Below are 24,685 nucleotides of genomic sequence, written 5' to 3'. Positions count from 1 at the left end.
CTCGCCGTGCGCGAAGGTCGGTGCGGGGATGCGATCTTTGGCCGACGCGATCTCGAGCGCTTGAGCGTAAAGCGTCGAATAGCGCCGGTCGGACTCCAGGACCGCGACACTGCGCGCGTTGTGCACATTCACCCAGTCCATCGCGCGCGGGGAGCTCACTTCCTCGAGCCAGAGGTACGGATCGTCCGTGCTCGACTGGGCGGGGGCCGCCGAAGGTGCAACGATGGAGAGTAGAAGTGCCGCTGGTATCAGACGCATCATCGACGTGGCTCGCGTTATTGATCGGCCAGTAGGTACATGTCGGTTAGCTGATCGCGAAGGGTATTTTCATCGTCGGACGACCGCGAAAGCCCTCCAAGGTTTATCCGTTTTAGCGGCTTCGAAAATCACAGCGCGTGCGATTTCCGGCTCGCTGCTTGTTTGCCGAGAGCAAACTGGCTCAAATCAATTTCGAACCGAAAAAAGCGTCCGCCTTCGGGGAAACAAAGGTACTTTGGGATCGACTGGGATTGGCTCCTCGCCGCCGCCAAGCTACCGGTCAGCGTAACGAAAAATGCCGAGTGCGCGGGCTTATTCTTGATCGCTGTGGACCGTGTGGGGGCGAGGACGGCGAACGGATAGTCGGTACCCCGTTCACCGTGCGCAAAATATCATACTTCGCCGTGCCCGATCCCTCCGCCGCGCGTTAAACACTTACGGCGATCGCTTGGCTCGCCCGAAAAGGGATTATTGTCATGCCGACGACGCTTACCGCCAACTTCGCGACCCGCCGCGAGGCCGATATGACGGTCGAACGCCTCGTCCAAGAGCTGGGCGTCGAGCGAACCGACATTTTCGTTGTGGCCGCAGGCGCTGATAACACCGCAGGGGACGAAGTCGCCGGGGCGGATGCCGAGCCGGGCGAGCCAAGACACGAAGCCAGCGACGACGCGGCGCTGAACGGACGGGTCACCGTGTCCGTCGACGTCGAGGACGATGATCGTGCCGACGAGATCCGGGGCGCCTTCGCCGAATTCAATGCTGCCGATGTCGCGATCGGGTGACGCGGGCCGTGCGTCCAGGCCGCGGGTCACGCCGGATGGGCGCTATATCGTGGTGCGGGGACGGCTGTGGCGCGCCGCCAACCCGCATCTTGAACCGGGGCACCGCAACGCACTCGTCGACGAGTTGATGCAGGCCCGCCGTGCCGTCGCGTCCGCGCGGCGGGCGGGTGTTTCCGAGGACCGTGCGCACGGCGCGGTCCAGGCTGCCAAGGTCGCGCTCGGCGAGCGCGGCCCGGTCTGGTGGGAAGACGGTGCCCCCGACCTCAACCGCCATATGGCACGAACAACAAGCTATGCGGACTGGTACGCGTCAGGACCCCGTTCGTGATGGATAGAGGTGCGGGCGCCATCGCCAAGCAATGTTCGATCCGCCGCTTAAAGGTGCTTTTAAGCAGTTTCTGGGTCATTGGGGACGGCGGACGACGAGCTGGATCGGCACCACGACCAATGCGATCGCTAGGATCGGGAGGCCTTGCTTATGTCAGAGGCCGCACCGATCACGCAGATGAGTGCCGGGATTGCATACCTTGTTCATTCGAGTTGCTGACATGCCGGCGGTCGCTATGCTGCTAAATGGCAAGAGGAAGTGAGGGCGCCCGTTGGCAGACGATCGATTCGATGAAAGCACCGAGGTGCGTCACTGGATGCAGGCCGCTGCTTTTATGGAAGCCCATGGGGAACGCTGGCCTGATGAAGCCTTCGCGAACTTCAGGGCTGTTGACGCCGTCGATCGTCGGAAATCCAAGCAGTGGTTAGAGATGATCGACAAGATGACGACTATCGCGGAAGCGCCACGCCATTAGGCTAAGCGCCTCAATCCGGCCCGTCCGGATCGACGTCTTAATCGGTCCGGCGCGCATAGGAACGGCTGGAGGGTTATCAAAACACCTCGATCGCAGATGAGGCGGATGGTCGCGGCCGGTATCGCTGCCCCGACCGCCCATACTGCCGATATAGTGGTTCTGTGGGCATTTTGGAGTGCGCCGTGTAGGAGATGTGCTTCATGAGATGCTCGCGTAGCGGAACTATTGACCGTCACATCCGCTGGCCGATACTCGAGGGTCCAAGATGTCCGATCGCTTTACTATCCTGGTTCAATATGCCCTGCCAAAACAACGCCTGACCCTTTTAGCTGGTCGCATCGCCCGGGCGCGAGGTGGTGCGATGACCACCCGACTAATCCGGTGGTTCGTCGCCCGATACGGGGTCGATATGAGCGAAGCCGAGAATTCGGATATCGCTAGCTACGCCAGCTTAACGACTTCTTCTCGCGGCCTCTGAGAGAGGGTGTTCGCCCACTAGCGCATGCTGACTTCATCTGCCCGGTCGATGGCGCGATCAGCCAAATCGGGGAGATCGACGATCATCACATTGTGCAGGCCAAGGGACACCGGTTCACCACTACCGAACTGATTGCCGGTGACGGCACACTGGCAGCCGAGTTTCGTCATGGCAGTTTCGTGAATCTTTATCTGTCGCCGCGTGACTATCACCGTCTGCATATGCCGTGCGCCGGCAGTTTGATCAGCATGAGCTACATTCCGGGCACTCTGTTTTCGGTAAACCCGGTCACTGCGCGCGGCGTGCCCAATCTGTTCGCGCGAAATGAACGCCTCGTATGCGTATTCGAGAGTTCGGATCACGGTACATTCGTGATGGTTCTCGTCGGAGCAACAATTGTCGGGAGCATGGCTACCGCATGGCACGGTACCGTCAACTCGAAGCGTACTGGCAAGCTGACGGAATGGCGCTACGCCAATCAAGAGGTAGCTCTCAAGCAGGGCGAGGAAATGGGGCGCTTCCTGCTTGGTTCGACGATCGTCATGCTGTTCCGGCAGGGAACGATCGCTTTTGATGAGAGCTGGATGCCAGCGCGGCCGGTGCGGCTTGGTGAGCGCATGGGCGATCACCCGATTTGACGCCCGAGCCTGAACCAACACACCTATCCTGAAACAGTCTATGATGAAATGAACGGATGTCGGGTCTTTGGAAGCGCTCGCCCGATCCTAGAAGTCCGGAACTGGGTCCTCTCCGCCGGAACGCTAAGCGACCGATTGGTGGGATCACTTCGGCTTTATGAACTTCAACGTCACCCTGTCGCTCTCGCCAATGGCAGCATAACGCGCCCGATCGTGATCACCGTCCGCAAAGCCCGGTGGCAGTGTCAAAACCCCCTTGGGTATCTCCAAGGTGTCGAGTCAGCGCCGTAGGATATATCGGGAGGGTGAAGTGCCCGTTTACATCTATGGTTGGCGATGTGCCGTGAACACACCGCCGAGATCGGGAAAGGGGGGAATGTAGGTCTCAGGCCTAGTTGTGGGTCGTATTTTCTGTCTCGGCGGGGCGATCCACTCAGCTTTCGCGAGCGTCCAGCAGAATTCGCAATCGCTCTGCGTCTGCTGCCGAGGCGGGATTATATATAATCATTCCGAGTTCCGGCCTCCCTTCAACTGCGAACGACGAGAACTCCATGGCGAGCAGTCCTGCCTCAGGGTGATGGATGCGCTTTATCCCCTCACCGTGAGCGACCACGTCGTTGTCTTGCCACAGCGCCTCGAACTCGGGGCTGATGCGGGACAATTCAGCGACAAGGTTGGTCACCGCCGCGCTGCTGTTGGCGCCCGCCCGCGCCACGTCTGCACGAAAGGCTCCAACGACGAAGCGCGCAACACCTTCCCAGTCCGCGTTTCGAACCCGGATATGGTCGCTGCCGAACATCATGCGAAGGATGTTGCGCCCTTCACGCGGCAGCTTGGCATAGTCTGTCAGCAGCACCGCCGCCGCCAGGTTCCAGCCCACGACATCCCACATCGCTGTCTTGATGATCGCCGGGCTCAGCACCATTCCGTCGAGCACCCGCTGCAGCCGTGGGGAGATGCCGTCGACCGGCAGATAGCGCGCCTCTGGCGGACGGCCGAGGCCCAGCATGTAGATGTGCTCGCGCTCCGGATCGGTAAGCATCAGGCCCTTGGCGATACGGTCGAGCACGTCGGCTGACGGCGCGCCGCCGCGACCCTGTTCGAGCCAGGTGTACCAGGTCGGGCTGATGTTCGCCCGGGCAGCCACTTCCTCGCGGCGAAGCCCAGGGGTGCGTCGCCGACCGCCGACAAACCCCAGGGCCACCGGGTCAAGGCGGGTGCGGCGATCGCGGAGATAGGCTCCAAGCGGATTGGGCGCTTCGCTGGCCATGATTGATCCTGTTAGACGGTATACCATGATAAGGTCACTACTTTAACACTCTCGAACCGGCCGCGATATGCCTTTCCGGCAAATGGGAGATTTGAAATGCGCGTGTTCCTCACCGGTGCGACCGGCTTCATCGGCTCGCAGGTCGTTCCCGAACTCATCGCGCGCGGCCATCAGGTGCTCGGGCTCGCCCGTTCCGACGCCGGCGCGCGGCACCTCGAAGCGGCCGGTGCAGGCGTCCATCGCGGTGACCTGGAACAGCCTGAGACGCTCGCGAGCGGCGCGGCGGCGGCCGATGCGGTGATCCACTGCGCGTTCGACCATAATTTCGCGACGTTCTTTGAAAATACCAAGAAGGACGAACGCGCCATCGCCGCGATGGGCGCGGCGCTGGAGGGGACCCAGAAACCGATCCTGATCACCTCGGGCGTCGGCATCGGCACGCCGCTGAACGGCGGCCCGGCGACCGAGGACGTGCTCAACCCGCGCCATGCCAACCCGCGCATCGCGACCGAACTCGCCGGCGCGGCGCTGATCGCTCGGAGCATCGACGTGCGCACTATCCGGCTGCCGCAAGTCCATGACACCACCAAGGCCGGCCTGATCACGCCGTTGGTCGCCGAGGCGCGCCGATCCGGGGCGGTGGCCTATGTCGGCGAGGGGCAGACGCGCTGGTCGGCGGCACATGTCAGCGATGTGGCGAAGCTGTACGTCCTGGCGCTGGAGAAGGGCGAACCGGGTGCGCGCTACAATGCGTCGGTAGAGGAGGGCGTCACCGCCCGCGCCATCGCCGAGGCGCTTGGAAAGGGAACCGGGCTGCCCGTCCGCTCAGTCGCAGCCGACGAAGTCGAGCAGTATTTTGGCTGGATGGCACCCTTCGCAGTGCTCGACATGATTGCGTCGAATGCCTGGACCCGCGCGCGGCTTGGGTGGGAGCCGACGGGCCCCGATCTGCTCACCGACCTCGCCGCGATGGACTTTTCGCCGCCCGCCGAGGCCTGATCCTGCAACGATCGCTGGCAAGCGGAATCGCCGAGCAAGCGAGCAACCCATCACCCCCGTGATAAAGGAGTAAGAGATGCTTCCTGGCACATGAACGAGCGGCCGGTGTTGGAAAGCCGCGCTGACGCACTGAATGTCGGCAATTGGATCTGAGCAGTCCGGGTGCGACAGGGTGCACCTTGCGCCCCCGCTGGACGTCGTGGTGGATCATGGGCAAGCCCAAGGCGCACATGGGGGCGATCAGACATGAAGGCTTTGAGCAGCACACTTTCGGACCGTCAGGCGCTGTGGGCCTTCTTGCTTGGCTGCCTGGCAGTCACAGTGGGCGTGTGTGCCCATTTGCCGATGTTCGCGATGGCGCGGGCGATGCACTACCGTCTGGCCGGCATGCCGATGGACACGCCGATGCTAATTGGCATGGCGCTGATCGTCGCCGGGACGCTGCTCGCGGGCTATGGCCTGTTGCCACGCAATTTGGGGGCGCAGCGCGCTTCCGCGGCCTATATCGTTGTCGCAGCGCCTGAGGACGCCCCGCTGGGGCCGGCACATTGGGGGCTGATGGGGGTGCTGGTCGTGGCGCTGGTGATCGACGTGATGAAGCCGGCCTCGCTCGGGTTCACCGTGCCCGGCATGATCAGCGAATATGGCGTGCCAAAGAAAACCGTCTCGCTGGTGCCGTTCTTCGCGCTGGCGGGCACTGTGACGGGATCGGTACTCTGGGGCTGGATCTCGGATGTGTATGGGCGCAAGGCGTCGATACTGCTGTCGGCGGTGATGTTCGTTGGCACCTCGATCTGCGGCGCCATGCCGTCGCTCGCCTGGAACATCGCGATGTGTTTCATGATGGGCGCCGCGGCGGGTGGCATGCTTCCGGTGACTTACGCGCTGCTCGCCGAGATGATGCCGAGCCGTCATCGCGGCTGGAGCTTAGTGCTCGTCGGCGGACTGGGGGCGGTCGGCGGCTATTTCGCGGCCAGCGGCCTATCGGCGGTCCTGCAGCCGATCTTTGGCTGGCGGATCCTCTGGCTCGCCAACCTGCCGTCTGGCCTGCTGCTCGTTGCACTGGGCGCGCTGATCCCGGAGTCGGCCAAGTTCCTGCTAGCACGTGGACGAGTCGAAGAAGCGGAGCAGGTCATGCGCCGTTTCGGAGCAACGGCGCATCGCGCAAGCGATACAGGGATCGCACCGCAGCGCGGCGCCACAGCGCTGACTGGGCTGCACTTGTACGGAAAACTGGCCGCGCTCAGTATCTGCGCGCTGTCCTGGGGCCTGGTAAACTTTGGTCTGCTCCTCTGGTTGCCAGCAGATCTTGTGGCCAAGGGTTATTCGGTCGGCCTGTCTAGCCGACTCCTTGCCGAAAGTGCCTTGATTGCTTTCCCGACAGTGTTCGTCGCGGCGCTGCTGTACAGTCGATGGAGCACCAAATGGGCGCTGGCCACGATGATTGCCGTTACGCTAGCTGGTTTGTTCTTGGTCCTACAGCTCGAAGCGAGCGGAACGGGGAGTCCGGTCCTGCCAGTCGCGTTGCTGATCGTCGGTACGAACGGCATCATCGCGACCGTGCTGCCCTATACCGCTGAAAGCTTCCCGCTCGCGGTACGCGGCCGGGCAACGGGCTGGGTGGCCGCCTGTACCAAGGGTGGCGGCCTGCTGGCCCAGGGCCTGACGATCTCTGGAGTAGTGTTCTCGATGGGCGTGTCGTCTTTGCTGGTGATGATCCCGACCGCGATCTCGTTCGGCCTGGTGGCTTGGTTCGGCCGCGAAACGCGAGGGCGCGACCTGCGGGATCTCGACGTCGACACCGCACAGCCCGAACAAACGGCGGCATAGGCACTGTCCGCAAAGCTGCAGCGGGAGCAGCGTTCAGTAGTTAGATACGTCTCATGGGAAGATTTTGGCTAGATGAACGAACGTCTGGTTCTGGCATACGCTAAAGGCAGCGTGAACGTTCGGAACTGGGTCAACTGAGCCGAAGCAGGGCGGCTGCTTCACGGATGACGCAGGCCTAGTTGATGTCCGGCTACCGCCGATCGGACTTTCGTATGGTTAAGGGTGATGGTTGTTCATAGAGGCAAACCCCCGTTGATAATCCCTACGACGTCAATCGTAATAATAGGGCGAACGACGCGTCCATACGGATCCGCGATAGCGTAAGTGGAGCAGCTGGAACGCCTTGTAGCCAACCCGGTCATGCGCATGACCCCAATGCGTGATGCGGATTAGCCAATAGAGGGCTTCGGGAGACCGCGGATCGCGCGGATTGGACTGAGCATAGGCCAGAAGCCCACCCCAGGCCGAGATACCGCCGGCCCGAAAATGGTCTTTGCTCTGGTCATTGAAGAACAGCAAGCGGTCGCGCTCCGACTGCGCCTTGGTCTGCTGCGTCGCGGCGAAACTCGGCAGCCGCAACGGGAATATCCCGCTGCCACAATTGCTGAAACAAACCAGGTCGATATCTTTATCGCCAGTGGACCATCCCCACGGACTATAGCGCCCCGCGCCGGGAGGATCGACCGGTGCGCCCGCCGCGCGCGCTGCGATCATCCAGTCCACCCAGTGGCCCTGCCAATGGCGCAAGGCGCCTTGCGGACGGACATAATCGGTAAAGTCGGGCGAGACGCCGGGAATCTTCGCCAGCACGAAATATTCGGCAAAGCGCTTGGACGGCCCCGGTCGCGTCCGACGGATCGTCACCCAATCCCTGCGAAGTGCAGGCAACAGGTCGACAAGCTCGCCGGCAAGCCGATCGATCGCCTGATCGTCCTGGAGCTGGACCGCACGGCCATAGTTGGTGAGCGCAAGGTCGAGGCGGAGCAAGCGCGGCAGTCCGGCGCCGGCAGCCATGCGCGTGCGCAGCGGCAGCCGGTCGAGAAGCGCTTTGGCCTCGGGCCCGATCGCGACGACGGGCCCGTTCTGGCTGACCTCGGCGAGCGTACTGTCCGCCCGCAGCCAGTCGGCTTCGCGGCAATTTTCGGGCGCCTCGGAACAGAAGGGCCGGCGCAGCGCGAAACGCATCATGTCGGCAAGGCTTGTCGCGAGCTGCGTGCGTAGGGCGAGGAACAAGTTGCGGTCCGAGCTCGAGAGGTCGGAGGCCAGGATTGCATCGACACGGTCGCGCAGATGCGTCGGATCGCCGGCGCTAAAGGTCAGCCGTATCTGATGATATTGAACGGTCAGCCATGCCGGGCTCGCCCTTGGCACGGCAGCGGCTGCGGCGACGAGGCTGCGGGTGGCGCCATCCCCAGGTTGCGCCAGAGCGAGCGCGGCGATCAGCCAGTGCAACTTTCGGGTCGCGGTCCAGCGCTCGGCGGCGTGCGCCGCAGCGGGCACGTGGTCATAGCTGTGCAGCGTGGTCAGCCAGTCGGCAATGTCGGGGCGAGGCGTGTATCGGGGGCTTAGCGTCGTGTAGTCGCGCAGGCCCTTGGGCAGATCGGGCGTCGGCGTTTTGGCGTTCAGCTCGCCCTCGAGCCGCCTGAACAACAGGTCGGGCTGATCGCGATAGGCGAGCGCGCGCAACATCCCGCGCACTTCGCCGTAACCATAGGCACTCGGCTGTGCCCGCAAGAGCGCGATGGCGGCTCGTGCGGCGCCAAACGTTTGCGGCGTGGGATGCGTCAGCGCAGCCCGATGGCGCGCACGCGCCGCAAGATACAGGCCCTTCGTTTGCCACGGGGAGGCGCCGTCCTGGGCGATCGCCCGGAACCTCCTGAACGCTTCCTCGCTCTGCCCCTTATAGAGCGCGAAGGCCGCCTCCTGATACGCGCGGTCGGCCTTCAGCCATTGCGGTGTGCCAGCCATGGGAGCGGGCAGCACAGCATCCGATTTGCTGCACGCGTTGAAGACCGCGTTCTGGGTGATGAGCCAGGCCGCGACAGCGGGGTCGTTCGCTCCATAGCGGGCCACCCGATCTTTCAGCGTCGTCGCAGCGACGTCGAATGCGTCACGAAAACAGTTGGGGATCCAGGTATAGTTGGGGCCGGGAAGCTCCGTCGCGACCCAGCTCGAAACATGCCACACGCCTGGCACCAGCTCGGTCGCTTTCGACCATCCCGGCATGCCGCCATCGGGACTGCCGCCATAGGCCGGAATGTCACAGCAGCTCGCGTTGAGTGCCGCTCCCGCGGCGTCGCCGACCGGCAGCCCGTTGCTCAGGCGCCATTGGAGATACAGCAGCCCGTCCGATGAACTCGCGAGCAGGACTCCCATCTTGCCTCGGTAAAGCCGGGCCCGCTCGGCCGGGTTGCCGCCGTGGCGATCGATAAAGGTCGTCGAGGGACCCATGTCGCCCGATCCGACCGCCGGTTGGGCCACCAGACCAGACATCACAAGCACCGACACCAACGTCGCCGCCAGACGTTTCATCGCCACGCCTCCACCACGTGTTGCGCCCGGCGGAACGACTGCTGCGTCCAGCTGCGCGGATTGAAAAGATAGACGCGCCGTCCTGGCTGTGCACGAGCGATCGGAGAATCGCTCGATATCGCAACGGCGGCGCGGCACCGAGGATTGCGGAAATCGCCGCCGTCCGCCAGCGTCTTGATGATCGCAGGCCCATCTTTTTGCATGCGAAACAGCATCGGCACGATTTCGTCGACCGGCGCGGATTGCAGCCAGTCATCGTCCATGCACCACGACGCCAGCGCGGTGATCGACAGTTCGGTTTTCGGTGGCAGAGCGCGGCGCAGATCGGTGAGCGCCTGGAGCAGAATTTGCCGCTCCGACTTCCGCACTTCAAAGTCGAGCTGAACGCGCGGTGCGGGCGTCGCCGTCGCATAGAAATGGATCGCCGCAGCGAGTTGGGCGCGCAGGGCCGGGCTCCACCGGAGCGGCTCGCTATGGTCGATCTGAACATGGACCAGCGCCGTCGAGGGCCGCTTCGTGCTCCTCAGCGGGAAATAGCGCCCACGTGCCTTGAGCGCGTCCCCTCGGATCTCGATAAACCCAGTCTGGATCGCGATGTCTGCATCCGGGTGAAACCGCAGATCCTCGGGACGCTCCCATGCCCATAAAATCAAACGCGAACGAGCGGGCTTGCCCTGCCTTGCATCGCAACCGGCCAGAATCAGTACAAGGGAGAGGAGAAGAGCGGCGCGCACGCCTGAGCTTAACGTCCCCGCTGCATCGCGGAAGAGCGATGTGGTCATTGTGTGCCTCAGCCAAGATGGCGCGGATACGCATCTTGACCACGGCGGCTGCTCATGAACCAACGTCCGGAGTTGGGCAACGCGGGAAGCAGCCAAATGGCCGCTTTTGGGTTGTCGCTGCTGCGGCGGGTGTCGACCAAACCCGCTCATTCAAATCAGCTTTGGTAAACGTCCGATACCGACAAAAGCTGCCGATTAGGCTGCGCAGAGCGTCCGGTCAGCAGTGCGCCCTATATCGCCGCTTCCATGATATATTTGCAGTCCCAGAATCTGTCGTCGTAGGCGCGCTCACGGTGCGAGTACATCGTACGCTTAATCAGCTTTGGTCTTCTAGGTCATCGGTCTAAGGGTTTCGTGGGGGATACGCATTTGCGGATTGCGATTATCGATGAAAGTGCCGCCCGCGCGGCCGTGATCGAGGAAGGTCTGCGCGATGCGGGGCTGAGTGACGTCACGATCTTTATCGACCGCCGCGGCATCGCCGCACGGCTGGAGTCGCTGTCGCCCGACGTCGTGCTGATCAACCTCGCCAATCCGCATCGCGACGAGCTCGAGGAACTGTTCGCTTTGTCGAAGGCGATGGCGCGGCCGGTCGCGATGTTCGTAGACCAGAGCGATGTCGCCGGAATCGAGGCGGCAATCGACGCGGGCGTGTCGGCCTATGTCGTCGACGGGCTCAAGAAGGAGCGCATCCGTCCTATCCTCGAACTCGCGATCCGCCGCTTCCGAGCGTATTCGCGGCTGCGCACCGAACTCGACGAAGCGCGGTCCGCGCTCGCCGAGCGCAAGACGATCGACGAGGCCAAGGCGCTGCTGATGAAGAAGCGCGGGATCGACGAACCCGCGGCTTATGCCGCGCTTCGCAAGGCGGCGATGGATAGTGCGCGGCGGATCGGCGACGTCGCCGACGCGATCGTCACCGCCAATCGGCTGATGGGGGATTTATGACGACAACGCCGTTCCGCATCGGTTTCCTGCCGCTGGTCGATGCCGCCCTGCCGATTCTCGCGCGCGAACTCGGGTTCGCCGAGGCCGAGGGCATCGCGCTCGAGCTCGTGCGCGACATGAGCTGGGCGACGGTCAACGACCGGCTGCTGTATGGCCATAGCGATGCTGCGCATCTGCTCGCGCCATTGGCGATTGCTACAACGCTGGGGTTGGGGCGACCCGCGACCCCACTGTCGGTGCCGTTCGTGCTCGGGCTCAACGGCAATGCGATCACGCTGCGGCCCGATCTTGCCGCGCAGGTCACCGCGGTGGGTGGGCCGGGCGACGTCGCGGTAATCGGTGCGCGGCTTGCCGAAGTTGCGCGGGCGGCACGCGAGCGCGGCACGCCGCTGCGGTTCGGCGTGGTGCATCGCTATTCGAGCCATAATTACATGCTGCGCTATTGGCTGATCGGCTGCGGGATCGATCCCGACGCCGACGTCTCGATCGTCACTGTCGCACCGCCCTTCGCCGCCGACGCGCTCGCGGCGGGCGAGATCGACGGCATTTGTGTGGGCGAGCCGTGGAACAGCGTCGCGGTCGACCGCGGTGTCGGAGTGATCGTCGCGGTGACTTCGCAGATCTGGCTGCGTGGCGTTGAAAAGGTGTTGGCGATGCGCACCTCGCGGATGGAGGAGGATCCCGACCTCACCCACCGCCTGCTGCGCGCGCTCTACCGGGCGGGCATCGCCTTCGTCGATCCGGCGCAGCGCGAGGACATCGCTGCGATCCTGGCTGGTCCCAACTATCTCGACGGGTCGGCGACGCTGATCGGCCACGCGATTTCGGACCGCATCGTCTTTGCGCAGGGGGCCGAGCCGATCGACGTGCCCGACTTCATGTTCCAGCATCGCGAGGCGGCCAATTTCCCCTGGGTCAGCCAGGCGGCGTGGCTTTATGCGCAAATGTGCGTCGCTTGCCACGCGGCCCCGAACTCAGCCGATTATGACGCGGCGCAACGCGTCTTCCGGCCCGACGTCTATCGCGCCGCGCTGCGACCGCTCGGCGTGCCGCTGCCGGGTGCAAGTTCGAAGCTCGAGGGCGGGATCGCCGGGTCGCTTGGTGTTGGTACGACGCAGGGGCGCTTGATCCTCGGTGCCGACCGGTTCTTCGACTCCCGCAGCTTCGATCCGGCCGACCTCGCGAGATATCTGGGCGGATTCGAAGCATAATGGGGCACACCGCAGAAAATTGTTGCGTTGCCGCGCGAATCGATGCAGCTTTTGACCATCGTCGAGACGCTGCAATGGAGTAGCGTCTTCGGCATCACCAACATTCTGGCAAAGTCGCCGTCGCGTCTCGAATGATCGAGCGCCGCGGCGGCTTTTTTGCGTTTGCTCGAGGGGGATCGGGACGATGACGCAGTTGCAGACCGAGTTCGACGCGGGGCTGGTGGGGACCAGTGCGCGATTCAAGGCGAAGCCGGGCGCACCGGCCGCGACGGGCTTCTGGCAGAGCGGGCATCGCCCGACGCTGATCGCCGCCTTCCTCTATTTCGATCTCGCCTTCATGGTGTGGGTGCTGCTGGGTCCGCTCGCGCCGATCATCGCCAAGGAATTGGCGCTGTCGCCCGCCGAGAAGGGGCTGATGGTCGCCGTGCCGACGCTCGCGGGCGCGGTGCTGCGGCTCGTCAACGGCCTGCTGGTCGACGCGATCGGGCCGAAGAAGACCGGCGCGATCGGGCAGATCATCGTCATCGCCGGCCTGTCGATCGGTTGGCTGTTCGGGGTCAACAGCTTTGCGGGCACGCTCGCGCTCGGCGTCGTGCTCGGTTTTGCGGGCGCAAGCTTCGCGGTCGCGCTGCCGCTGGCCTCGCGCTGGTATCCGGCCGAGCATCAGGGCAAGGCGATGGGGATCGCCGGCATGGGCAATTCGGGCACCGTGCTCGCCTCGCTGTTCGCGCCGATGCTCGCCAAGGCGTTCGGGTGGAACGCGGTGCTGGGGCTCGCGGTGATCCCGCTGGCGATCGTGTTCCTGCTCTACACGGCGATGGCTAAGGATTCGCCGAGCCAGCCCGCGCCCAAGCCGTTCGCCGCCTATCTGTCGGTGCTCAAGGAAGCCGACACCTGGTGGTTCATGCTGTTCTACGGCGTGACCTTCGGCGGCTTTGTCGGGCTTGCCGCCAGCCTGCCGGTCTATTTCACCGACCGTTTCGCGCTGACCCCGGTGACGGCGGGCTATTGCACCGCGGCGTGCGTCTTCGCGGGATCGCTGGTGCGGCCGATCGGCGGCGCGGTGGCGGACAGGATCGGCGGGATCAGCACGCTGACCGCGGTCTATCTGCTGGCGGCGCTCGTTCTGGTCGCGATCAGCACCGCGCCTGCCTCGCTGGTCGTCTCGCTCGGCCTGTTCCTGCTGGTGATGGCGACGCTTGGTTTCGGCAACGGCGCTGTGTTCCAGCTCGTGCCGCAACGCTTCCACAGCGAGATCGGCGTGATGACGGGCGTGGTTGGCTTCGGCGGTGGGATCGGCGGCTTCTACCTCGCCTCCTCTCTCGGCTTCGCAAGGCAATGGACCGGCAGCACTTCGCCCGGCTTCCTGATCTTCGCCGGGCTCGCGGTCGTCGCCTTGCTCGGCATCCTCAAGGTCAAGCGCCACTGGCGCGGCAGCTGGACCGCGGCGAACGGAGCGCGGATCTGATGCGCGCGCTGGCGCTCCTCGCGCTGGGAGGGCTGGTGGCGACACCAGCCCTCGCCGACCCGCTCAAACTGACCCCGCTGATCGATGCCCGCCTGCGCTACGAGCATGTCGAGCAGGCACCGCTCGCCAAGGATGCCGACGCGGTAACGATCCGGATCCGTAGCGGGTTCGAGGCAAAGCTCAGCGATTTCAGCTTCCTCGCCGAATCCGAGGCAACGCTCGCGATCAACCCGGCGTATAATAGCGGGCTCAACGGCAAGACCGCTTTTCCGATCGTCCCCGATCCGCAGAATGTCGAGCTCAACCGTCTGCAGCTGCAATATCACGGGTTCAAGCAGACCGTCGTCACCGTCGGGCGGCAGGCGATCAACCTCGACGACCAGCGCTTTGTCGGCGCGGTCGCGTGGCGCGACAATGAACAGACCTTCGATGCGGTGCGCGTCGAATGGTCGGCGATCCAGAACCTCAAGGCCGACGTCACATATGCGAACAACGTCCGCACGATCTGGGGGATCGACGGCGGCAATCGCTTCGGTCCGGCGCGGCTGGGCGAGATCGGCGGCGACAATGTCTTCGCCAATCTCGGCTACAAGACCAGCCTCGGCACGCTGACGGGCTTTGCCTATCTGGTCGACCAGGACCAGCGGCAGGTGTTCGTCAATTCGAGCCAGAGCTATGGCGGCCGCTTCGCCGGGGCCTATCCGCTCAGCAAGACGCTCAAGCTGACATACTTCGCGAGCTTCGCGTCGCAGCGCGACTATCACCGCAACCCCAACCGCTATCACGCCGATTATTATGCGGGCGAGCTCGGCCTTGCCGCTAAGGCGCTGTCGCTGACCGGCGGGTATGAAGTGCTCGGCGCGGACAAAGGCGTTGCGGTCACCAGTTTCCAGACCCCGCTCGCCACGCTCCACAAGTTCAACGGCTGGGCCGACAAGTTCCTCGTCACCCCGCCCAACGGCCTGCGCGATGCCTATGGCGCGGTCGGCTATTGCTGGAAGAAGGTCGCCCGGATCGATGCGATCGGCCTGACCGCTGTCTATCACCGCTTCGACAGCGATCGGCTCGGCCAGCATTATGGCAACGAGGTCGATGCCCAGCTCAGCGTCAAGCAGGGCCGCTACACCGCGCTCCTCAAATATGCCGATTATCGCGCCGATCGCTACGCGACCGACACCAAGAAGCTCTGGCTCTCCCTCGATTGGGCTTTCTCATGACCAAACCGCATCTGATCGTCATCGGCAACGGCATGGCGGGCTGCCGCGCGGTCGAGGAAATCCTCGCGCGCGATGTGGACCGCTATCGCATCACGATCTTCGGCGCCGAGCCGCACGTGAACTATAACCGCATCATGCTTTCGCCGCTGCTCGCCGGGGACAAGTCGTTCGACGACATCGTGATCAACGATCTCGCCTGGTATGCCGACAATGCGATCGAGCTGGTGGCGAGCGACCCCGTCGTCGCGATCGACTGCAAGATCCAGACCGTCACCGCGCGCTCGGGCCGGGTCGAGAGCTATGACACGCTGATCCTCGCGACCGGCTCGGACCCGTTCATCATCCCGGTGCCGGGGCATGACCTGCAGGGCGTCGTCACCTTTCGCGACATGGACGATGTCGGCGCGATGCTGCGCGCGTCCGACGCCGGCGGCGACGCGGTGGTGATCGGCGGCGGTCTGCTCGGGCTCGAGGCGGCGCACGGCCTGTCGCTCCGCGGCATGAAGGTGACCGTGCTCCACATCATGCCGACGCTGATGGAGCGCCAGCTCGACGAGGCGGCGGGGTGGCTGCTCAAGGACGCGCTCGAGGCGCGGGGCCAGACGATCCTGACCGGCGCCGACACCGCCGAAATCTACGGCCAGGGCAAGGTCGAGGGCGTCCGCCTCAAGACAGGGCAAGAAATCCCGGCGGCGCTGGTGGTGATGGCGGTCGGCATTCGCCCCAACGTCAAGCTCGCGCGCGCCGCGGGCCTGGCGATCGGGCGCGGAATTCATGTCGACGATCATCTCGTGACCTCGGACGCTAACGTGCTCGCGGTCGGCGAATGCGTCGAGCATAACGGCCTCGTCTATGGGCTCGTCGCGCCGCTGTGGGACATGTGCCGCAGTCTTGCCGACGGCCTGGTCGCGACACCCTCGGGCTATACCGGCTCGGTCACTTCGACCAAACTGAAAGTCTCGGGGATCGATGTCTTCTCGGCGGGCGATTTCTCGGGTGGCGAGGGCTGCGAGGACATCGTCATGCGCGATGCCGCCCGCGGCATCTACAAGCGCGTCGTGGTCAAGGACGACCGCGTCATCGGCGCGGTGCTGTACGGCGATACGCAGGACGGCAACTGGTACTTCGACCTGCTCAAGAAGCAGCAGGATGTCGCCGAGATCCGCGACGCGCTGATCTTCGGCCAGGCGTTTGCCAGCGGGGGAGCGGCATCGGCAAACCCTAATGCGGCAGTCGCGGCGCTGGCGGACGACGCCGAGATCTGCGGCTGCAATGGCGTTAGCAAGGGCAAAGTGGTCGGCGCTATCGCGGACGGCGCGTGCACACTCGATGCGGTGCGCGCCTGCACCAAGGCCTCGGCCTCGTGCGGGTCGTGCACCAATCTGGTCGAGGGGCTGCTCGCGGTGACGCTGGGCGAGGCGTTCGACGGCGAGCGTACCGCGCCTACCGTGTGCAAATGCACCAGCTTCACGCATGAGGACGTCCGCCGGCTGATCCTCGAGAAGGACCTCAAGGCCATCCCGCAGGTGATGCAGGCGCTGCACTGGACGACGCCCGATGGCTGCTCGTCGTGCCGCCCCGCGCTCAATTACTATCTGCTCTGCGCCTGGCCTGGCGACTTCGTCGACGACAACCAGTCGCGCTTCGTCAACGAGCGGATGCACGCCAACATCCAGAAGGACGGCACCTATTCGGTCGTCCCGCGGATGTGGGGCGGTGTCACCAACCCCAAGGAATTGCGCGCGATCGCCGATGTCGCCGAGAAATACGAGGCGCGGATGGTCAAGGTGACCGGCGGCCAGCGGCTCGACATCTTCGGAATCAAGAAGGAGGATCTGCCCGCGGTCTGGGCCGATCTCAACGCCGCGGGCATGGTCAGCGGCCATGCCTATGCCAAGGCGCTGCGCACCGTGAAGACGTGCGTCGGCTCGGAATGGTGCCGCTTCGGGACGCAGGATTCGACCGGTCTCGGGATCAAGACCGAGCAGATGACCTGGGGCAGCTTCATGCCGCACAAGTTCAAGATCGCGGTGTCGGGCTGCCCGCGCAATTGCGCCGAGGCGACGATCAAGGATTTCGGCGTGATCTGCGTCGATAGCGGATACGAACTGTCGATCGGCGGCAATGGCGGGATCAAGCTGCGCGGCACCGATTTCCTGTGCAAGGTTGCGACCGAGCAAGCGGCGCTCGATCATTGCGCGGCGTTCATCCAGCTCTACCGTGAGGAAGCACGCTATCTCGACCGCACCGCGCCGTGGGTCGAGCGCGTCGGGCTCGACTATATCAAGCAGCGCATCGTCGAGGATGTAGACGGCCGCGTGGCGCTGACCGCACGCTTCCACTTTTCGCAGCGCTTCATGCAGGACGATCCCTGGGCGAAACGCGCGGCGGGGGAGGATTACAAACTCCACCAGCATCTCGCCGAAATCCGTCCGCTCGCGGCGCCTGCGTTGGTGACGGCATGAGTGCGGTCGGCGAATGGCTGGACATCGGTCCGGTCGACCAGCTCCCCGCGCTCGGTGCGCGCACGCTGCCGGTGCGCGGCGGGCGCGAGATCGCAATCTTCCACACCGCCAATGGCGAGGTTTACGCGCTTGCCAACCAGTGCCCGCACAAGCAGGGGCCACTCAGCCAGGGGATCGTCCACGACACCACGGTGACGTGTCCGCTGCATAACTGGCGGATCTCGTTGGTCACGGGCGAGGTGCTGGGCGAAGACAAGGGGTGCGTGCCGGTGATCCCGGTCAAGATTGATGGTGGCCGCATCCTGATCGGCCGCGCGGCGGCGCTGGAAGGCGTGGCTTGACGACGGTCAAGACCACTTGCGCCTATTGCGGCGTCGGCTGCGGCGTGCTCGCCACGCCCACCGGCGCACGCTCTGCGACGATCGCAGGCGACCCGGCCCATCCGGCGAATTTCGGCAAGCTCTGCTCCAAGGGCACCCATCTCGGCGAGACGATCGGCCTAGAAGGCCGCTTGCTCCACCCGATGATCGGCACCCGCCAGGCGAGCTGGGACGATGCGCTCGACCATGTCGCGCAGCGGTTCGCCGCGACGATCGCCGAATATGGCCCCGACAGCGTGGCCTTCTATGCCTCGGGCCAGATGCTGACCGAGGATTACTACGTCGCCAACAAGCTGATGAAGGGCTTCATCGGTACCGCCAATATCGACACCAATTCGCGCCTGTGCATGGCGAGCGCGGTGGCGGCGCATGTCCGCGCGTTCGGCGAGGATGTCGTGCCGTGCAGCTACGACGATCTCGATGTCGCCGACCTGATCGTGCTGGTCGGATCGAACACCGCCTGGTGCCATCCGGTGATCTGGCAGCGGATTGAGGCGGCGCGGGCGGCGCGCGGCACAAAGCTGGTGGTGATCGACCCGCGCCGCACCGAGACCGCCGAGCGTGCGGATCTCCATCTCGCGATCGCACCCGACAGCGACGTCGCGCTGTTCACTGGACTACTCGCGCACATGCGCTCGAGTTGGCGGCTCGATGGCAAGGCGCTGGCCGAGCGCGTGCACGTCCCCGACGGCTTCTGGAAGACGCTGCCGAACCCCGACGTAGCGCGCGTCTGCGAAATCGCGCCCGCCGACCTGCTGGCGTTCTACGATCTGTTCGCGGATCACCCGCACACAATCACGCTGTTCAGCCAGGGCGTGAACCAGTCGACCAGCGGCACCGACAAAGCGAACGCGATCATCAACCTCCACCTCGCCACCGGCCGCATCGGCAAGCCCGGCGCGGGGCCGTTCAGCATCACCGGCCAGCCCAATGCGATGGGCGGGCGGGAAGTCGGCGGGCTCGCCTCGGCGCTCGCAGCGCACATGGGTTTCTCCGATGCCGAACGGAACCGCGCGCAGCGTTTCTGGCAGTCGCCGACGATCTGCCCTGGGCCGGGGCTCAAGGCGGTCGACATGTTCGAGGCGATGGCCAAGGGCAAGATCAAGGCGGTGTGGATCATGGCGACCAACCCCGCCGTCTCGATGCCCGATGCGCGGATGGCGCGCGTCGCGCTCGCCAATTGCCCGTTCGTCGTCGTGTCGGATTGCATCGCCGAGACCGATACGTTGCGCTTTGCGCAAGTTAAGTTGCCCGCGCTCGGTTGGGGCGAGAAGGACGGCACGGTCACCAATTCCGAGCGCCGCATATCGCGCCAGCGCGCCTTCCTTCCGCCGCCGGGCGACGCGCGCGCCGACTGGTGGCAGGTCGCCGAGGTCGCACGGCGCATGGGCTTTGCCAGTTTCGACTTTCCGACTGTCGCGAGCGTCTTTCGCGAATTCGCCGCGCAGACCGGCTTCGAGAATGCCGGCACGCGGGTGCTCGACATCTCCGATCGGGCGACGATCACCGACGCGGCCTATGCAGCGATGAAGCAGTTTCAATGGGGCGGCACCTCGCCCTTCGCCGATCGCGCCTTCCCGACGCCCGACGGCAAGGCGCGGCTCGCGCCCGTCGTTCACGTGCCGCGTGATGACGCCAGCCGCGCCCACCCGCTGCGACTCAACACCGGCCGTTACCGCGACCAGTGGCACACGATGACGCGAACCGGCCTGTCGCCCAAGCTGTCGCAGCATCGCCGCGAACCTTTGGTCGAGGTTCATCCTGACACCGCACAGCGGCTCGGGCTCGTCGATGGCGGTCTCGCGCGGGTCGAGACCCCGCATGGCTCGAGCATCTTTCGCGTCGCTGTCACGCCCGACCAGCGCCGCCGCGACCTGTTCGTGCCGATCCACTGGAGCGACCAAACCAGCGCGGGCGGTCGCGCGGGTCTGTTGCCGGGGCAGGATCGTGATCCGATCTCGGGCCAGCCCGGCTTCAAGAACACCCCCGCGCGCGCCGGATCGTACAAGCCCGACTGGACCGGCTTCCTCGTCTCGCGCGCGCGGCCGGGCATCCCGGATTGCGCCTATTGGACACGAATCCGCACCGCGCATGGCTGGCTGGTCGAACTGGCTGGCGAAGGCGATCCCGCGGCGATGACCGCGCTGATGCCCAAGGGCGAGCGCGCCGAGATGATCGACGCACGCCGCGGCGTAGTCCGCTCGGCGATGCTGGCAGAGGGGCAGTTGCAGGCGGCGTTGTTCGTCTCGCGCAGCGCCGCCCTGCCGCCGCGTGACTGGCTGATCGGGCAGCTCGGCACGAAAGAAGCCTCGTCGTTCGAAGTGCTTGCGGGGCGCCCGACTACTCCTGCCCCCGATCGCGGCGCGATCGTTTGCGTCTGCTTCGACGTTTGCCTCAATACCCTGTTAGCCGCGATCACCGACCAGCGGCTCGTCACCGTGGAGGCGGTCGGCGCCGCGCTCAACGCCGGTACGAATTGCGGTTCGTGCCGCCCCGCCATCGCCAAATTGCTGCCCGCGCAGGAGAGTGTCCATGTCTGATCTCATCGCACCCGGCGAGGTGTGGTTGGTTGGCGCCGGTCCCGGCGACCCCGATCTGCTCACGCGCAAGGCCGAGCGGCTAATCGGCGCGGCCAGCATCGTCTTCTACGATGCGTTGGTCGGACCGGGAGTACTCGATTTGATCCCTGCGCATGTCACGCGCGTCTCGGTCGGCAAGCGCTCGGGCCGCCATTCCAAGACGCAGGGCGCCATCGACGCGCTTTTGGTCGAGGCTGCGCTCGCCGGGGAGCGGGTGGTGCGGCTGAAGGGCGGTGATCCCTCGATTTTCGGCCGCTCGACCGAGGAAATCGACGCGCTTACGAGCCACGGCCTTCGCGTGCGGATTTGCCCCGGTATCACCGCGGCGAGCGCCGCGGCGGCCAGTGCTGGCGTGTCGCTGACTCAGCGCGGATCGGCGCGTCAATTGCGTTTCGTAACCGCCCATGCGCGTGCTGGCGAGCCGCTGGATCTTGAATGGGCGGCGCTTTCAGATCCCTCGGCGACCCTCGCCTTTTACATGGGGCGCGGCGCGGCGGCTGATATCGCGAGCCAGCTTATCGCAAACGGCCTCGCACCCGTCACCCCGGTGCTGATCGCGAGCGATGTCAGCCTTCCATCGGAACGTCTCATCCATACCCGACTCGATTTGCTGGCGCTAGTGACCGATCGTTCCTCAGGTGCCGGCCCCGCGTTAATCTTGGTCGGAGAAGCAATGCGTGCCCAAATTGCGCCGAAACTTGTCCGGGCTGCGTACGAGGCTAGCGGCAGCGGCACTCTCGCTGTCGGTATGCTCACGGTGTCGTCATTCTCCGATGGCCAGTGTCCGTCCGAAGAACGCCTCGGCGCCTATTAAGCAGGAATGGCCCGAGGCACCTGCTGACCACAGCCGGTCGTTCACATCCGTTCCGTTTGAGGTCGGGTCCTGACAAAAGCCGCCTATCGCACCGATCGAAGCAGACTATCGGCAAAGCAGCATGTGGGGTCGGCCATTCGGGATCGGAGCCCCCCCCCAAAAAAACCTGACGTTCCCATCCGCTAGCGCCGCGCAATGTCAGCCGCGACCAGTTCCTGCCGCGCCGAATCGAACGCCGCGCGAAACGTCGGCGTCGTCATAAGCCGTTCCGCGATCAGAAGCCCTAGCGCCTGACCTGCGCTTACGTCGCTGCGGTAGTGCTGTTCGCACACGATCCGGCTCTGGCCGTAAGCCGCGGCGCGGTCGAGCAGCGCTCCGGCCTTTTCCGGGACCAGTCGCGCCAGCGGGTCACCCATCGAGAACGCCATTGAGGTGTGGCCACTGGGATAGCTCGACAGCGGATCGTCGTTGCGCTTGCATGCCTTCAGGGTGGGGTCCGCGATATAGGGGCGGGGACGCTGGAAATGCGCCTTGCCGCGATCGACCGCGTCCTTCTCGCTCGCGCGTACGAGCGCCATAAGCACGGACGTTGCCGGGAGCCGTGCGAGGTCGAATTTCGGCCCGAGGACTTCTGTGAAAATCGAGGCATTCTTGGTGTCGCCATCGCGCCGCGCGTCGGCTTCGGTTGCTGGCGTGCGGGCGGCGCCCGCGGCGCGAAGCTCGGCGAGTTCCGCCGCCGCCTGGAGACTGTCTGGGCGAGGCGGCGGCGGAAGGACGAGTGCGACGTCGAGATCGGCTGGCGCCAACAGCGGCGCCAGATTCGGTGAGGGGGCAGCCGCGACCAACAGCGTAGCTGCCAAGACGAGCATGCGTCGCATCAGAAGATGAAGGTCAGTTGGCCGGTGATCGCACGACCAGGTTGGTAATAATATTGGTCGAAGTTCAGAGCGCTCACCACGCCGATCCCGACCGTGCCGCCGGGCCCAGCGGTGTTCTTGCCGGTGCTGATCTGCGTAACCTTCTGCGAATCGAGCAGGTCGGTCACGTCGATGCCGAGCCGGATCGGGCCGATGCTGTACGACGCGCCGAGGTTGACGGTGTTGTACGGATCGATCCGATAGGTATTGGCGAGATCGGCATATTGCGGCCCGGTCCATTTGTCGGTCAGCGAGAATTTGATCGGCCCGTGCTTGTAGAGCAAGCCGCCCGCGGCGGTCGACAGCGGCGCCTTGCCGATGATCGTGCGCGGGACGAGCAGCTTGGTCACGGGATCGGTGAAGGGATCGGTCTTCGCGTAATTGCGCGAGGCGTTGGCGAACACCGCGACCCCGTTGCCGAACGCGTAGGTGCCCTGCACCTCGAGACCCTTGTAAAGCGCGCCGCCGATATTGGTGAAGATCGTGCCCAGGCCCTGACCCGAGGTGTCGGTGTAGCTGTAGAATTTATTGGTGAAATCGATGACATAGACATCCGCGTCGAGCGACAAATGGCTGCCGTGATAGACCGCGCCGACCTGATAATTGGTCGACTTCTGCGGCACCGCATTGGAGAAAGTCGGGTTGTTGACGTAGAGCTGGCTGAGCGGCGGCGCGAGGAAGCCCTTGGCATATTGGCCGTAGACCGAGAAATTGCGCGCCGGCTGATAGTTGATCGTCAGGAAGGGCAGATCGGCGGCATAATCGTTGGCGACGCGCTGCGCATAGCGCGTCGTCTGGTTGTACAGTGCATCGATCTTGCGGCCGAAATCGACATGCTTGAAGCCGGGCGTGATCTTGAGCCCCTCAATCGGGCGAAGCTCGAGCTCGGCGAATTCCTCGGTGTGGTTGCCTCGCGATTTCTGGTCGAACTTGATGTAAAGCGGCGTTACCTGACCCGGGTTCAGGCCGGTCGCCGGTGCCGTCACGGCTTTCTCGACATAGTTGAAGGCACCGGTGTTGAGATCTACGTCGCGCTGCTGGCGATAGGTGTGGCTGAACTCGAGCCACGCCCCCGCTGTCAGCGTTGCAAACGATGCGAGGTCGATGCGCACCTTCGCGATATCGCCGAACACTCGATATTTGTTGGTCTTGGTATAGCCCGGAATATCGCCAACTATCTTGGTCTTACCGTCAGCGGCGACGGTGTTGTAGGCAGTGCCCGGCGCGACCGTCACGTCGGATGCGGACAACGTTTCATTGTCGTAATAATAGGTATAGGCGCGGTTTTCGAACACCGCGCCTGGCGCGAGATGCGCCTCGAGCTTGACGATCTCGAAATCGGTCGTCTTGTCGGTGTGGTTGTAGCCATAATATTGCGACGTCTTGGGGTCGGCGTTGAGGCCGTAATATTTCCCGTAGAGCAATTGCTGGAACAGCGTCGATCCGTCGCTGTCGGCCTGGTTGAAGCGGTTGCGATTGTAGGTGCCGAGCAAGGTCAGTGTCACGTCGGGACCGACGGGTACGATCACTTTGCCGAACAAATTGTAATTCTGATATTTGGAATAGCTCGTGCGGCCGTCGCTATGGACGTATTGGCCGGTGAACACCGCCTGTATCCCGTCCAGCTTCTCCATTCGGCCGGTCTGCAGGATGGCGCGCGCGAGATAGGTGTTGAAGCTGCCATAGGTGGCTTCGAGCGAGCCGCCGAAATCCTCGCGCGTGGCGCGCGAGAACAGGTTGAAATTACCGCCGAAGCTCTCCTGCCCGAGCTGGTTCGCATTGCCGGGGCCGCGATCGACGACGAGTGTCTCGATCGTGTTTGACGGGAAGAAGGTGGTCGAATGGTGAGTGGGGTCATTGGTGTCGCCGAACGGGACGCCGTCATAGGTGATGTTGTACTCGCCGTCCTGGAAACCTCGGATCTGCGCCTTCGACTCGGACAGCCCGATGCCGTTGTTGCCGCCATAATTGGATACGCTCGGCGTGATCAGCGCGATCTGGTTGAAATCGGCGGTGGCCGGCAGCGAATCCTCGATGAACGAACGCGACACGATCGCCTGTGGCTGCGTCGTCGCGAGCGAGGAGGTGACCGGGGCGAGCTCGTTCGCCTTGGTCGCGGTCACGACGATGTCCGACCCCTCGGCGATGTCGCTCTTCTGAGTCGGGTCGACCGCGGTCGGCGCTGCTGGAGCAGGCACTGTCTCGGCATGCGCACCGACGGCGAGCAACGATGCGGCGAGTGCAAGCGCGCTCGAGCCGAGAAAGCGTGTGCGCGCCCCGGTTTGGTCCGACATTTTGGTAATTCCCCACA

Annotated in this window: 20 protein-coding genes and 2 pseudogenes; 15 read left to right on the top strand and 7 right to left on the bottom strand. The window is 64.4% G+C overall.

Annotation, left to right across the window (positions count from 1 at the left end):
* A pseudogene (locus U1872_RS20985) lies at positions 1 to 258 on the bottom strand (prolyl oligopeptidase family serine peptidase); the annotation flags it as partial.
* A gap of 476 nt (positions 259 to 734) precedes the next feature.
* On the opposite strand from U1872_RS20985, the gene U1872_RS20980 reads away from it, so the two are divergent.
* The 5 genes from U1872_RS20980 to asd all read left to right on the top strand — a co-directional run bounded on the left by U1872_RS20980 (position 735) and on the right by asd (position 2,962).
* Positions 735 to 1,043 (top strand): hypothetical protein, encoded by a 309-nt coding sequence (locus U1872_RS20980; protein ID WP_332794840.1) that lies wholly within the window; start codon positions 735 to 737, stop codon positions 1,041 to 1,043.
* Positions 1,018 to 1,371, top strand: coding sequence for a hypothetical protein (locus U1872_RS20975; RefSeq protein ID WP_332794839.1), 354 nt, complete (start codon positions 1,018 to 1,020; stop codon positions 1,369 to 1,371). The genes U1872_RS20980 and U1872_RS20975 overlap by 26 nt, the downstream gene beginning before the upstream one ends.
* A gap of 271 nt (positions 1,372 to 1,642) precedes the next feature.
* Positions 1,643 to 1,846 (top strand): hypothetical protein, encoded by a 204-nt coding sequence (locus tag U1872_RS20970; RefSeq protein ID WP_332794838.1) that lies wholly within the window; start codon positions 1,643 to 1,645, stop codon positions 1,844 to 1,846.
* 265 nt (positions 1,847 to 2,111) lie between these two features.
* Positions 2,112 to 2,324: a phosphatidylserine decarboxylase gene (locus U1872_RS20965; protein ID WP_332794837.1), complete on the top strand. Its 213-nt coding sequence runs from the start codon at positions 2,112 to 2,114 to the stop codon at positions 2,322 to 2,324.
* Positions 2,321 to 2,962 carry an archaetidylserine decarboxylase gene (asd, locus tag U1872_RS20960; protein WP_332794843.1) on the top strand — a complete coding sequence of 214 codons (642 nt, stop codon included), beginning with the start codon at positions 2,321 to 2,323 and terminating at the stop codon, positions 2,960 to 2,962. Before U1872_RS20965 ends, asd begins: the two co-directional genes overlap by 4 nt.
* A 144-nt stretch (positions 2,963 to 3,106) precedes the next feature.
* Here the strand turns inward: asd and U1872_RS20955 are convergent.
* Positions 3,107 to 3,238: pseudogene (locus U1872_RS20955) on the bottom strand (methyltransferase); the annotation flags it as partial.
* Between the two features lie 157 nt (positions 3,239 to 3,395).
* Positions 3,396 to 4,232: a helix-turn-helix transcriptional regulator gene (locus tag U1872_RS20950; protein WP_332794836.1), complete on the bottom strand. Its 837-nt coding sequence runs from the start codon at positions 4,230 to 4,232 to the stop codon at positions 3,396 to 3,398.
* Between the two features lie 96 nt (positions 4,233 to 4,328).
* Here U1872_RS20950 and U1872_RS20945 point away from each other — a divergent pair, with 96 nt between their 5' ends.
* Together U1872_RS20945 and U1872_RS20940 are read left to right on the top strand one after the other, a co-directional pair.
* Positions 4,329 to 5,231 carry an SDR family oxidoreductase gene (locus U1872_RS20945; RefSeq protein ID WP_332794835.1) on the top strand — a complete coding sequence of 301 codons (903 nt, stop codon included), beginning with the start codon at positions 4,329 to 4,331 and terminating at the stop codon, positions 5,229 to 5,231.
* Between the two features lie 246 nt (positions 5,232 to 5,477).
* Positions 5,478 to 7,061, top strand: a complete 1,584-nt coding sequence (locus tag U1872_RS20940) for an MFS transporter (protein ID WP_332794834.1) — start codon at positions 5,478 to 5,480, stop codon at positions 7,059 to 7,061.
* A 270-nt stretch (positions 7,062 to 7,331) separates the two neighbouring features.
* On the opposite strand, the gene U1872_RS20935 is transcribed toward U1872_RS20940, so the two are convergent.
* Together U1872_RS20935 and U1872_RS20930 are read right to left on the bottom strand one after the other, a co-directional pair.
* Entirely contained in the window at positions 7,332 to 9,593 is a 2,262-nt protein-coding gene (locus tag U1872_RS20935; protein ID WP_332794833.1) for a hypothetical protein, read from the bottom strand.
* Positions 9,590 to 10,375, bottom strand: a complete 786-nt coding sequence (locus tag U1872_RS20930; RefSeq protein ID WP_332794832.1) for a hypothetical protein — start codon at positions 10,373 to 10,375, stop codon at positions 9,590 to 9,592. Before U1872_RS20930 ends, U1872_RS20935 begins: the two co-directional genes overlap by 4 nt.
* A gap of 369 nt (positions 10,376 to 10,744) precedes the next feature.
* Here U1872_RS20930 and U1872_RS20925 point away from each other — a divergent pair, with 369 nt between their 5' ends.
* The 8 genes from U1872_RS20925 to cobA all read left to right on the top strand — a co-directional run bounded on the left by U1872_RS20925 (position 10,745) and on the right by cobA (position 21,457).
* A complete protein-coding gene (locus U1872_RS20925) occupies positions 10,745 to 11,323 on the top strand; it encodes an ANTAR domain-containing response regulator (RefSeq protein WP_332794831.1) in 579 nt (192 codons plus the stop codon).
* On the top strand, positions 11,320 to 12,534 hold the full coding sequence (locus U1872_RS20920; protein WP_332794830.1) for an ABC transporter substrate-binding protein: 1,215 nt from the start codon (positions 11,320 to 11,322) through the stop codon (positions 12,532 to 12,534). Before U1872_RS20925 ends, U1872_RS20920 begins: the two co-directional genes overlap by 4 nt.
* 184 nt (positions 12,535 to 12,718) lie before the next feature.
* Complete coding sequence (locus U1872_RS20915) at positions 12,719 to 14,002, top strand: nitrate/nitrite transporter (RefSeq protein ID WP_332794829.1); 1,284 nt, start codon at positions 12,719 to 12,721, stop codon at positions 14,000 to 14,002.
* The gene (locus U1872_RS20910) at positions 14,002 to 15,219 is read left to right on the top strand and encodes an alginate export family protein (RefSeq protein WP_332794828.1); all 1,218 of its coding nucleotides are present in this window, start codon (positions 14,002 to 14,004) and stop codon (positions 15,217 to 15,219) included. The genes U1872_RS20915 and U1872_RS20910 overlap by 1 nt, the downstream gene beginning before the upstream one ends.
* Complete coding sequence (gene nirB, locus U1872_RS20905) at positions 15,216 to 17,684, top strand: nitrite reductase large subunit NirB (RefSeq protein ID WP_332794827.1); 2,469 nt, start codon at positions 15,216 to 15,218, stop codon at positions 17,682 to 17,684. Before U1872_RS20910 ends, nirB begins: the two co-directional genes overlap by 4 nt.
* A complete protein-coding gene (nirD, locus tag U1872_RS20900) occupies positions 17,681 to 18,025 on the top strand; it encodes a nitrite reductase small subunit NirD (protein WP_332794826.1) in 345 nt (114 codons plus the stop codon). Before nirB ends, nirD begins: the two co-directional genes overlap by 4 nt.
* Positions 18,022 to 20,604, top strand: coding sequence for a molybdopterin-dependent oxidoreductase (locus U1872_RS20895; protein WP_332794825.1), 2,583 nt, complete (start codon positions 18,022 to 18,024; stop codon positions 20,602 to 20,604). The genes nirD and U1872_RS20895 overlap by 4 nt, the downstream gene beginning before the upstream one ends.
* Positions 20,591 to 21,457: a uroporphyrinogen-III C-methyltransferase gene (gene cobA, locus U1872_RS20890; protein ID WP_332794824.1), complete on the top strand. Its 867-nt coding sequence runs from the start codon at positions 20,591 to 20,593 to the stop codon at positions 21,455 to 21,457. Before U1872_RS20895 ends, cobA begins: the two co-directional genes overlap by 14 nt.
* Positions 21,458 to 21,639: 182 nt before the next feature.
* Here cobA and U1872_RS20885 read toward each other — a convergent pair whose 3' ends face one another.
* Together U1872_RS20885 and U1872_RS20880 are read right to left on the bottom strand one after the other, a co-directional pair.
* The gene (locus U1872_RS20885) at positions 21,640 to 22,302 is read right to left on the bottom strand and encodes a phosphatase PAP2 family protein (RefSeq protein WP_332794823.1); all 663 of its coding nucleotides are present in this window, start codon (positions 22,300 to 22,302) and stop codon (positions 21,640 to 21,642) included.
* Positions 22,303 to 22,334: 32 nt separating this feature from the next.
* A complete protein-coding gene (locus tag U1872_RS20880; RefSeq protein ID WP_332794822.1) occupies positions 22,335 to 24,668 on the bottom strand; it encodes a TonB-dependent receptor in 2,334 nt (777 codons plus the stop codon).
* Positions 24,669 to 24,685 lie beyond the last annotated feature (17 nt).

Origin of the sequence: Parasphingomonas frigoris (assembly GCF_036663815.1) — a bacterium.
Taxonomy (GTDB): domain Bacteria; phylum Pseudomonadota; class Alphaproteobacteria; order Sphingomonadales; family Sphingomonadaceae; genus Sphingomonas.
This window is presented reverse-complemented; position numbering and strand designations above follow the sequence as displayed.